The following is a 10,939-nucleotide window of genomic DNA, read 5'->3' on the forward strand; positions in this document are numbered from 1 at the left end:
GCCGGTCCGTAACAGCCTCTAGAATCATGGCCGATCGACAAGGAGAGCTTTCCGGTGCCGACGTTTTCTTCGGTTCGTCGCGACCCGTGCGGCGTCTAAGGTCCGAGCCGGCATGACGACGACCTCGCAGATCCGCCTCGGTGCCGATATCGGCGGCACCTTCACCGACCTCGTCCTCGACGTGCGGGGCCGCCTGCACTCGACCAAGGTGCTCACCACCTACGCGGCGCCCGAGCAGGCGATCCTCGACGGGCTGGCGCTCCTGACGCGCGAGGCCGGCATCGCGCCGGCCGATCTCGACCTCGCGATCCACGGCACCACGCTCGCCACCAACGCGCTGATCGCGCGGCGCGGCGCCCGCACCGCCTTCGTGACGACGGAGGGGTTTCGCGACGTGATCGAGATGCGGACCGAGAACCGGTTCGCGCAGTACGACCTCGACATCCGGCTCCCGGCGCCGCTGGTGCCGCGCGAGGACCGGTTCCCGGTGCGCGGCCGGATCGGGGCGCGGGGCGACGAGCTGATGCCCCTCGACGAGGCCGGCCTCGAGGCCCTGGCGGCGACGCTCGCGGCCGGCGGCTACGAGGCGGTGGCGATCGGCTTCATCCACGCCTACGCCAACCCGGCCCACGAGCGGCGGGCCCGCGAGATCCTGGCCCGCACCTTGAGCGTGCCGATCTCGATCTCGGCCGAGGTCTCGCCGCAGATGCGGGAATACGAGCGCTTCACCACCGTCTGCGCCAACGCCTACGTGCGCCCGCTGATGGCGGATTACCTCGGCCGGCTCGAGCACCGCCTGCGGGAGGCCGGGGCGACCTGCCCGGTGGTGATGATCCATTCCGGCGGCGGCCTCGTCTCCCTCGCGACCGCCTCCGAGTTCCCGGTCCGCCTCGTCGAATCCGGCCCGGCCGGCGGGGCGATCTTCGCCGCCGACGTCGCGCGCCGGTTCGACCTCGCCGGCACCGTCTCCTACGACATGGGCGGCACCACCGCGAAGATCTGCCTGATCGAGGATTTCCAGCCGCGCACCGCGCGCAGCTTCGAGGTCGCGCGCACCACCCGCTTCGCGAAGGGCTCCGGCATCCCGATCTCGATCCCGGTGATCGAGATGATCGAGATCGGGGCCGGCGGCGGCTCGATCGCCTCGGTCGACGCGATGGGCCGGATCCAGACCGGGCCGGACAGCGCCGGCTCGGAGCCGGGCCCGGCCTGCTACGGCCGCGGCGGCGCACGGCCCACCATCACCGATGCCGACCTGCTGCTCGGCAAGCTCGATCCCGACGCCTTCGCGGGCGGGGCGATCCGGCTGTCGCGCGCCGCGGCCGAGGCGGCGGTGACCGGGGAGGTCGGCGACAGGCTCGGCCTCGCGCCGGTCCCGGCCGCCTTCGGCATCGTCGAGGTGGTCGACGAGAACATGGCGAATGCCGCCCGCGTCCACGCGGTCGAGAACGGCCGCGACCTCGCCGGCAGCGTGATGATCGCCTTCGGGGGCGCCGCGCCGCTGCACGCCGCGCGGCTGTGCGAGAAGCTCGAGATCGACCGCTGCCTGATCCCGGCCGGCGCCGGCGTCGGCTCGGCGATCGGCTTCCTCAAGGCGCCGTTCGGCTACGAGGCGGTGGGCTCGCGCCTGTTCCAGCTCTCGGCCCTCGACGGCGCGGAACTCGCCGCGACGATCGCGGCCCTGAGCGGGACGGCCGAGCGCTTCGTGCGCGCCGGGACGCAGGCGCCGCTCGTCCGCGAGGTCACGGCCTTCATGCGCTATGCCGGCCAGGGCTGGGAGATTCCGGTGCCGCTGCCCGACGGCGCCGCCGACGCCGGATCGTTGCGCGACCTCTTCCGCACCCATTACGCCCGCTTCTTCGGCCGGCCGGTCGACGGGCTGGAAGGGCTCGACATCGAGATCGTCACCGTCTCGGTGAAGGTGCAGGACGTGCGCGAGGCCCCCGCCCGCCACGCCCTCGACGCGGCCGGGCGGCTCGGCGCCGCTCCCGCGGCGCGGCGCCCGGTCTTCGATCCGGCGAGCGGCGAGACCCGCGACAGCGCGATCGTCGCCCGGGACGCGCTGAGGCCCGGCGACCGGGTCGAGGGGCCCGCCATCGTCGTCGAGCGCGAGACCTCGACGGTCGTGACCTCCCGGTTCGACGCCGTGCTCCAGGGCGACGGCTCGCTCCTGCTCGTCCGGAAAGGCTTCGGCTCATGAGCGCGATCGACGACATCCGCCTGCAGGTGATGTGGAACCGGCTGATCTCGGTCGTCGAGGAGCAGGCGACGACGCTCCTGCGCACCGCCTTCTCGACCTCGGTGCGCGAGGCCGGCGACCTCTCGGCCGGGGTGTTCGACCCGGAAGGCCGCATGCTCGCCCAGGCGGTCACCGGCACGCCCGGCCACGTCAACACCATGGCGGAAGCCGTCGGGAACTTCATGGCGGAGATTCCGCCGGCCGAGATGCAGGAGGGCGACACCTACGTCACCAACGATCCCTGGCTCGGGACCGGGCACCTGCACGACATCACCATGGTGTCGCCGTCCTTCCTCGACGGGGTGCTGGTCGGGTTCTTCGCCTGCACCGCCCACGTGGTCGATGTCGGCGGGCGCGGCTTCGGCGCCGACGGCCAGTCGGTCTACGAGGAGGGGATCCAGATCCCGATCATGCGGTTCATCGACCGCGGCACCGTCAACCACGACCTCGTGCGGATCCTGCGCCGGAACGTGCGCGAGCCCAACCAGGTCGTCGGCGACTTCTACTCGCTCGCCGCCTGCAACGAGGTCGGCCATCGCCGCCTCGTCGCGATGATGCGCGAGACCGGGCTCGCCACCCTCGACCCGCTCACCGACTTCATCTTCACCCGGACCGCGGCCGCCATGGCCGAGCGCATCCGCGCGCTGCCGAAGGGCGCGTGGTCGAACACCCTGATGACCGACGGCTACGACGCGCCGATTCCCCTCGCGGTCCGGATCGCGATCGGCGAGGAGAGCGTCCACGTCGATTTCGACGGCAGCGCCCCGGTGAGCCGCTGGGGCATCAACGTGCCGATCATCTACAGCAAGGCCTACGCCTCCTACGCGCTGAAATGCGTGGTGGCGCCCGACATCCCGAACAACGCCGCCTCGCTCGCCGTCTTCACGGTCGCCTCGCCGGAGAACATCCTCAACGCGCCGCGCCCGGCCCCGGTGAGCCTGCGCCACGTGCTCGGCCACCTCGTGCCGGACCTGGTGCTCGGTGCGCTCGCCAAGGCGCTGCCCGGGAAGGTGCTCGCCGAGGGCGCGGCCTCGCTCTGGAATATCCACCTGTCGCTGCGCCCGGTCGCGGGGGCCGAGGGCCGCCGGGCCGAGGTCCTGATGTTCAATTCCGGCGGCATGGGCGCGCGGCCGGGCCTCGACGGGCTCTCGGCCACGGCCTTCCCGTCGGGCGTGCACACGATGCCGATCGAGGCGACCGAGCAGACCGGCCCGGTGGTGATCTGGCGCAAGGAGCTGCGGCCGGATTCCGGCGGCGCCGGCACCTGGCGCGGCGGCCTCGGCCAGGTCATCGAGATCGCCGCCGAGGCCGGGCACGACTTCGCCTTCTCGGCGATGTTCGACCGGATCGACAACCCGGCCCAGGGCCGCGACGGCGGCGGGGACGGCGCGCCGGGCGGCGTCCATCTCGACGACGGGACCCGGATGCGGGGCAAGGGCTGGCAGCACGTGCCGGCGGGCCGTCGCCTGATCCTGACGGTCCCCGGGGGAGGGGGCTTCGGCGATCCGGCCGACCGCGATCCGGCGGCGCGGGAGGACGACCGGCGCAAGGGCTACGTGACGGGCTGAGACCGGCGGAGCGCCGCACAGGAGAGGTCGGACCGTGTGGAGCCCGGAGCGTCCGACGTCCGGCCCATGAAAGGGACACCTGCGGAAATTTTTTATCCGTGGAAAGACACCGCGATATCCAAGCCGCATTTGTTCACGGCACAAGCACTATTTCGCGTAATTCGATCCGATAGAATATTTTTATTATGCACAATAAATATATTTAGATAGTTGTAATAATATTGTTAGAGCAAGTATTGAAATTGAAACTTGACGTTCTTGTGTGTCAAGTCGAAGTTGCCTCCATAAGAACGGACAACAGCGGACCGCTGGTGCGCGGTCCTGGCTGGGGAGGCGATATTGCTTGACGATTTTCTGAAGAGAGTCGCTCAGAGCGGGCATCACACCTGTTTCTATCATTTTACCGATCCAAGGAATATCCCGTCCATCCGCGGGAATGGTGGCCTCTTGTCGATGCGGGAACTGACCCGACGAGGGTTGCAGTCCCCGGCGCCCGGGGGTAATGACTGGAGCAAGGATGCGGATCGGATGTTCGGAATGGATGCCTATGTCCATCTGTGCTTCATGAACGATCATCCGATGGAGTACAAAGCGCGCAACGAAGGACGTGTCCAGAACACGGTCTGGCTACGGATCGATCCGGCGATCATCAAGCAGGCCGGCGTGAGGATCACCAATGGCGTTTCCAATAGAAGCGACATGGTGACGATGGACCCGTCCACGCAGATCGATACCCTCGACCTGGAGGTTATTTATCAGGGGACTGATTGGAAAGATCCTGAAATTAAAAAGCGCCGGATCGAAGCCAAGAAATACGAAATTCTCGTGCCGGATAGCGTTCCATTGCAATTCATAAGAAATATCGATGGCTGAACGTCCGGTCTTTCTGCCCTGCCAGATTGGGGGGCGCTTGGTCGATACAGTCCTCGTGCCGTTCCAATGGCACCCTGGCATGTCTGCGGTCCAAAAGAAGAAGAATGTCGCCGAGCTGCATCACAGCGCAGAGCGGTCCGGATATTTTCCCTTGCTCGAAATCTCCAGCAAGTCGGATTTGGAAGTCGGCGTAAAATTAAGTGCTTTTCATCAAAAGATAAGAGTCAATGGCCGGGAGACGACGGTCGAATGTGCATTCCAGGGCAGTAAGGTTTTCGAACGTGGCGGACCGTACATTGATCTCTACGAAAAGACAAGCCGCGAAGCCAAGAAAGACGATCGCCTCAAGGGTTCTGGAAGATTGATCGGATTTATCTTCGAAGGAGAGGAATTTCCGCTCTCGCCTCCGACCGCATTTTACGATTGGCTCTATATAAACGCCTTGTATGCTCATAGGGATTGGCTGCGGCGGTTGGACCGGATGGCGGGATTTACGGATATCGAATTCAATCCGGCGAAGTCCATTAACTGTCAGGCGAGATCGTGCGCGCTCTTCGTTGCATTGTCGATGCGTGACCGGCTCGACGATGCGCTGCAATCCTTCGGCGCGTTCCTGGACGTGACGCAGGAGACATTCGTATAAGGGTCCGACATTCTCGCAGATCGATCACTTGGCTGGCTGGCTGGCTGGCCGGATCGGTCGGCGGACCAACCGTGACCGGAGCGCGCGACGCGAGGCGATGAGATCGGACGGCGTGCGTCTTCCCCCGCTCAACGCCCTGCGGGTCTTCCACGCGGTGATGCGCCACGGCAGCTTCCGGGGCGCCGCCGACGATCTCCTCGTCAGCCCCCAGGCGGTGAGCCAGCAGATCCGGCTCCTCGAGGACGCCCTCGCGGTGGCGTTGTTCGACCGGCGCGGGCGCACGATCGTGCCGACGGAGGCCGCCGTTCTCCTCGCGCACTTCGTCGAGAGCGGCTTCGACGAGTTCCGGGAGGGCGTGCGGCGGGTCGCCCGCGTCGGGCAGCGCGACCGGATCGACCTCAACGTCAGCCCCTACTTCGCCACCCGCTACCTCGTCGACCGGCTCGACCGCTTCCGCGCCCGCCTGCCGGGAGCCGACATCCGCATCAAGACGATGGTCGAGATGCCCGATTTCGCCGCCGACGAGGTCGACGTGGCGATCCAGTGGGGCTTCGGCCAGTGGCGGGACTACGAGGCGACGCTGCTGGTGCGCGACCCCAAGATCGTGTGCTGCTCGCCCGCCCTCGCCGGGCGCCTCGCCGGCCCCGGGGACCTGCCGCGCGCGCCGCTCGTCCACCTCGTCCTGGCGGGCGATCTCTGGCCGCGGGTGCTGGCGCATCTCGGCGTCGGGGGCGCCGCCCTGCGCAACGAGATCCAGGTCCACGACGCGGCGAGCATGCGGCGGGCGGCGCTCTCGGGGCTCGGAATCGGGCTGATCTCCCGGCTCGACGCGGTCGAGGACCTGCAGGCCGGCCGCCTCGTCGCCCCGTTCGGCCTCGATGCGCTCGCCGGCATGGACCCCGCTGACATCCCGGGCTTCTACCTCGTCCTGCCGCGCTCGCATCGCCGCCTGAAGGGCGTCGCGGCCTTCTGCGACTGGGTGCTGGCGGAGGAGTGGGCGCGGGGGCCGGGGCTCGACGAAGGATGACCCGCCCGACCGTGAACCGGTCCGGATCGGCAAGCACAGCTTGTTCCTCGCGCGCCTTTCTTGGTTCGGCCGCGCTCGCGTCTGCGGCACTCTCCTTGCAGGGACAGGCTCGCTTCCCGGTCGTTCAGAGGACCCGATGATGCATCGCAGAGACGTCCTGCTCGGTGGCGCCGCCGCCCTCGCGGCCGTGGCGGGAGCCCGTCCGGCCCGCGCGGCCGAGGAGGTGCTGATCGGTGCCGTCTACCCGATGTCGGGGGCGAACGCCCAGGTCGGGGTCGACGGACGCCACGCCCTCGAGACGGCGATCGAGATCGTCAACGGCGTCCACGACCTCGACCTGCCGGGCGCCCGCGCCGCGGGGCTCGCCGGGCTCGGCGGGGCGAAGATCCGCCTCGTGATGGCCGACCACCAGGCCGACCCGCAGAAGGGCCGCTCGGAGGCCGAGCGGCTGATCACCCAGAACAAGGTGGCGGGCATCGTCGGCACCTACCATTCCTCGGTCGCCGCCACCGTCAGCGTGACCTGCGAGCGCTACGGCGTGCCCTTCGTCGCCGCCGACAGCTCGTCGCCGAGCCTGCACCGGCGCAACCTCAAGTATTTCTTCCGCCCGGCCGCCCACGACGAGATGTTCTCGGCCGCGATCTTCGACCTGCTCGACGCCGAGCGGAAGAAGGGCGCCAAGGTCGACACGGTGGCGTTGTTCTACGAGGACACGATCTTCGGCGTCGATTCCTCGACCGTGCAGCGCAAGCTCGCGGCCGAGCGCGGCTACAAGGTCGCGGCCGACGTGAAGTACCGCTCGAACTCGCCCTCGCTCACGGCCGAGGTGCAGCAGCTCAAGAGCGCCGACGCCGACGTGGTGCTGCCGTCGAGCTACACCACGGATTCGATCCTGCTGGTGAAGACCATGGCGGAGCTCGGCTACAAGCCGCGCAACATGATCGCCCAGGCCGCGGGCTTCGCCGAGAAGGCGACCTTCGAGAGCGTCGGCGACAAGCTCGACGGGTTGATCAGCCGCGCCTCCTTCGCCCTCGACCTCGCCAAGAAGCGCCCGTCGATCGGAGTCGTGAACGAGATGTACAAGGCCCGGGCCGGCCGCGACCTCAACGACAACACCTCGCGCCTCGTCGAGGCGATGCTGGTGCTGGCCGACGGGATCGACCGGGCCCGCTCCCTCGACGGCGCGAAGATCCGCGAGGCGCTCGCCGCCACCAAGACCCCGGCCGAGCAGACCATCATGCCCTGGCGCGGCATCGCCTTCGGCCCGGACGGCCAGAACGTCCTGTGCGATCCGGTCCTGATCCAGTACCGGGGCGGCACGTTCGTCACGGTGTTCCCGGAGGCCTTCGCGGCGGCGGCGCCGAAATGGCCAATGAACGGGTGAGGAGGCGGGCGGATGCCCGGCCTCTGGCCCGACGCCCGATCGCGTTGCGACACGATACACGAGCGCGCGGGCTGAAGCTCTCCGATGAGCCTTGCTCTTTCCCGGACGACTGAAGCGAAGTGGAAGGAGATCCGGGATCCAGCAGAAAAAGCCGCGAGGCGTCCTTGCGTCTTGCAGAGTTGCAAATATAGAGCCGCTTCGCGGCACTTATTGTGCTGGATCCCGGATCTCCTTTCGCTGACGCTACAGTCGTCCGGGAAAGGGGGAGGCTTGCGAGGAAACGTCAGCCCGACGCCTTTTCCGCCTCCCCACCCACCGCCAGCTCCTCGCGCAGGTACGGTGCCGTGCGGCTGTCGGCGGCGGCCGCGACGACCTCCGGCCGGCCGGCGGCGACGACGTGGCCGCCCAGATTGCCGGCGCCCGGGCCCATGTCGATGACGTGGTCGGCGCCCGCCACCACGCGCATGTCGTGCTCGACCATCACGACGGTGTTGCCGGCGTCGACCAGCCCGTCGAGCTGGAGCATCAGCCGGTCGACGTCGGTCGGGTGCAGCCCCGTCGTCGGCTCGTCGAGGACGTAGAGCGTGCCGCCGCGCTGGCCCCGCTGCAGCTCGGTCGCGAGCTTGATCCGCTGGGCCTCGCCGCCGGAGAGCTCGGTCGCCGGCTGGCCCAGCCGCAGGTAGCCGAGGCCGAGATCGCGCAGGAGAGCGAGCGGCCGCAGGACGGAGGGCTCGTCGGCGAAGGCCGCGCAGGCGCGCTCGACCGTGAGCCCGAGCACGTCGGCGATGCTCATGCCGTTCCAGGTCACCTCCAGCGTCTCCGGCGCGTAGCGGGCGCCGTGGCAGGTCGGGCAGGGGGCGTAGACGCTCGGCATGAACAGGAGCTCGACGCTGACGAAGCCCTCGCCCTCGCAGACCGGGCAGCGGCCCTTGGCGACGTTGAACGAGAAGCGCCCCGCATCGTAGCGGCGCCGTCGCGCCTCCGGGGTCGCGGCGAACAGCTTGCGGACGGCGTCGAACAGGCCGGTATAGGTCGCGAGATTCGAGCGCGGCGTGCGCCCGATCGGCTTCTGGTCGACCTTCACCAGGCGCCGGATCGTCTCCATGCCGCCGGCGATGCGGCCTTGCGTCGGGCGGGGCGCCTCGTCGAGCGGGTCCTCGGGCTCGTCGTCGGTCTCGCCCGGCCGGCCGAGATGCGCGCCGACGAGGTCGAGGAGCGCCTGGCTGACCAGGCTCGACTTGCCGGAGCCCGAGATCCCGGTCACGGCGGTGAGGCAGCCGAGCGGGAAGGCGGCCGACACCCCGCGCAGGCTGTTGCGGCTGACATCCTCCAGGCGCAGCCACCCGGCCGGCTCGCGCCGCTTCGCGGCCGGCGGCGCGGCGAGGCCGAACAGGTGCAGGCGGGTGCGCGATGCCTCGACCTCCCGCAGGCCCTCCGGCGGCCCGCTGTAGAGGATCGTGCCGCCGTGCTCGCCGGCGGCGGGGCCGACATCGACGAGCCAGTCGGCCCGGCGCATCGTCCCGATGTCGTGCTCGACGACGAACAGCGAGTTGCCCGCCTCCAGCAATCCGGCGAGCGCGTCGTGCATGGCGTCGCCGTCGGCGGGATGGAGGCCCGCCGTCGGCTCGTCGAGGACGTAGACCACGCCGAAGAGCTGCGAGCGCAGCTGGGTGGCGAGCCTCAGGCGCTGCAATTCGCCCGAGGACAGGGTGGTGGTGACGCGGTCGAGCGAGAGGTAGCCGAGGCCGAGATCGGTGAGCGTCCCGATCCGGTCGACGAGGTCGGCGGCGAGCCGCTGCGCGGCGAGGCGCTTCTCGATCGAGAGGTTCGGCGTCGCCCGCATGTCGGGCGCACCCGCATGGGCCGAGCCGCCGGCGGCGACCCGCGCCGCCCGGTCGCGCCGGCCGGCCTCGCGGTCGAGGGTGTCGGTTGACCCGTCGTCGCCGAGCCCGTCCTCGGCCGCCGGCGCCAGGGCCTCGGCGAGGTCGGAGAGCGGCATCCGCGACATCTCGCCGATATCGAGGCCGGCGAAGGTGACGGAGAGCGCCTCCGGCTTCAGGCGCTTGCCGTGGCAGGCCGGGCAATCCTCGCTCACGAGGTAGCTCGCGGCGCGCCGCCGCATCAGGGCGCTCTGCGAGTTCGTGAAGGCGTGCATCACGTGGCGGCGGGCGCTGGTGAAGGTGCCTGTGTAGCTCGGCTCGAGGCGGCGCCGGCGGGCGATCCTGGTCTGCTCCGGGGTCAGCCCGGCATAGACCGGCTCCTGGGGCTGCTCGTCGGTGAACAGGATCCAGTCCCGCAGCGCCCGCGGCAGGTCCCGCCAGGGCGTGTCGACGTCGACGCCGCGGCTCACCAGGATGTCGCGCAGGTTCTGCCCGCCCCAGGCCTGCGGCCAGGCCGCGACGGCCCGCTCGCGGATCGTCAGCGACGGGTCGGGCACCATCGAGGCCTCGGTGGCGCTGTAGACCCGGCCGAGGCCGCCGCAGGACGGGCAGGCGCCCTGCGGCGTGTTGGGCGAGAAATCCTCGGCGAACAGCATCGGCTGGCCCGGCGGGTAGGAGCCGGCGCGCGAGTACATCATCCGCACCAGGCTCGACAGCGTGGTGACGCTGCCGACCGAGGAGCGCGCGCTCGGGGTGCCGCGCTGCTGCTGGAGCGCGACCGCCGGGGGCAGGCCCTCGATGGCATCGACGTCCGGCACGCCGACCTGGTCGATCATCCGCCGCGCGTAGGGAGCGACCGATTCGAAGTAGCGGCGCTGCGCCTCGGCGTAGAGGGTGCCGAAGGCGAGCGAGGATTTTCCCGAGCCGGAGACGCCGGTGAACACCACGAGGGCGTCGCGGGGCATCTCGACGTCCACGTCGCGCAGGTTGTGCTCCCGCGCGCCCCGGACCGTGACGAAGCCCGCCCGCCCGGCTCCCGCCCCCGCCCGGGCGATCCTGGTGCCGGTCCTGGTGATGTTCGTGGGCTTCGCCTGGTCCATGGGCTGCTTTCTCGCGGGAGGTGGGGCCCGGCCGGTAGGGAGCGGGGAGGTCGCGCCTGCCGGCGGTGCCGTCTCCGTACGGTACACGGCACAGAAGGTTGCGCGGTGCGGGAGCGACAGCCGCCGCGCATCAACCCTCCCCCCTCTGCGCAGGGCTGTCCGGGGAAAGGAATGGCGCGCCTCCCCTCTCCCGTGTGGGAGAGGGGTCGGGGGTGAGGGTGACAC

7 protein-coding genes are annotated in these 10,939 nt (G+C 69.7%); 6 read left to right on the forward strand and 1 reads right to left on the reverse strand.

Annotation, left to right across the window (positions count from 1 at the left end; translation table 11 throughout):
• Positions 1–112 precede the first annotated feature (112 nt).
• The 6 genes from A5481_RS14080 to A5481_RS14105 all read left to right on the forward strand — a co-directional run bounded on the left by A5481_RS14080 (position 113) and on the right by A5481_RS14105 (position 7,734).
• On the forward strand, positions 113–2,200 hold the full coding sequence (locus A5481_RS14080) for a hydantoinase/oxoprolinase family protein (RefSeq protein WP_048437300.1): 2,088 nt from the start codon (positions 113–115) through the stop codon (positions 2,198–2,200).
• The gene (locus A5481_RS14085; RefSeq protein ID WP_048437299.1) at positions 2,197–3,807 is read left to right on the forward strand and encodes a hydantoinase B/oxoprolinase family protein; all 1,611 of its coding nucleotides are present in this window, start codon (positions 2,197–2,199) and stop codon (positions 3,805–3,807) included. The genes A5481_RS14080 and A5481_RS14085 overlap by 4 nt, the downstream gene beginning before the upstream one ends.
• 339 nt (positions 3,808–4,146) lie before the next feature.
• On the forward strand, positions 4,147–4,680 hold the full coding sequence (locus A5481_RS32440) for a DarT ssDNA thymidine ADP-ribosyltransferase family protein (protein ID WP_167350104.1): 534 nt from the start codon (positions 4,147–4,149) through the stop codon (positions 4,678–4,680).
• On the forward strand, positions 4,673–5,323 hold the full coding sequence (locus A5481_RS14095; RefSeq protein WP_048437297.1) for a DarT1-associated NADAR antitoxin family protein: 651 nt from the start codon (positions 4,673–4,675) through the stop codon (positions 5,321–5,323). Before A5481_RS32440 ends, A5481_RS14095 begins: the two co-directional genes overlap by 8 nt.
• A gap of 112 nt (positions 5,324–5,435) precedes the next feature.
• The gene (locus A5481_RS14100; protein WP_245239218.1) at positions 5,436–6,350 is read left to right on the forward strand and encodes a LysR substrate-binding domain-containing protein; all 915 of its coding nucleotides are present in this window, start codon (positions 5,436–5,438) and stop codon (positions 6,348–6,350) included.
• A gap of 139 nt (positions 6,351–6,489) precedes the next feature.
• A complete protein-coding gene (locus A5481_RS14105; protein WP_048437295.1) occupies positions 6,490–7,734 on the forward strand; it encodes an ABC transporter substrate-binding protein in 1,245 nt (414 codons plus the stop codon).
• 283 nt (positions 7,735–8,017) lie between these two features.
• Here the strand turns inward: A5481_RS14105 and A5481_RS14110 are convergent, their stop codons facing one another.
• A complete protein-coding gene (locus A5481_RS14110; RefSeq protein ID WP_064504001.1) occupies positions 8,018–10,714 on the reverse strand; it encodes an excinuclease ABC subunit UvrA in 2,697 nt (898 codons plus the stop codon).
• Between the last annotated feature and the right edge of the window lie 225 nt (positions 10,715–10,939).

Origin of the sequence: Methylobacterium platani (genome assembly GCF_001653715.1) — a bacterium.
Lineage (GTDB): Bacteria > Pseudomonadota > Alphaproteobacteria > Rhizobiales > Beijerinckiaceae > Methylobacterium > Methylobacterium platani.

Excerpts from the sequence above, each read along its gene's own strand:
- A5481_RS14110 (WP_064504001.1), bottom strand. The coding sequence starts at position 10,714 with ATGGACCAGGCGAAGCCCACGAACATCACCAGGACCGGCACCAGGATC.
- A5481_RS14095 (WP_048437297.1), top strand. The coding sequence starts at position 4,673 with ATGGCTGAACGTCCGGTCTTTCTGCCCTGCCAGATTGGGGGGCGCTTG.
- A5481_RS14105 (WP_048437295.1), top strand. The coding sequence starts at position 6,490 with ATGCATCGCAGAGACGTCCTGCTCGGTGGCGCCGCCGCCCTCGCGGCC.
- A5481_RS14080 (WP_048437300.1), top strand. The coding sequence starts at position 113 with ATGACGACGACCTCGCAGATCCGCCTCGGTGCCGATATCGGCGGCACC.
- A5481_RS14085 (WP_048437299.1), top strand. The coding sequence starts at position 2,197 with ATGAGCGCGATCGACGACATCCGCCTGCAGGTGATGTGGAACCGGCTG.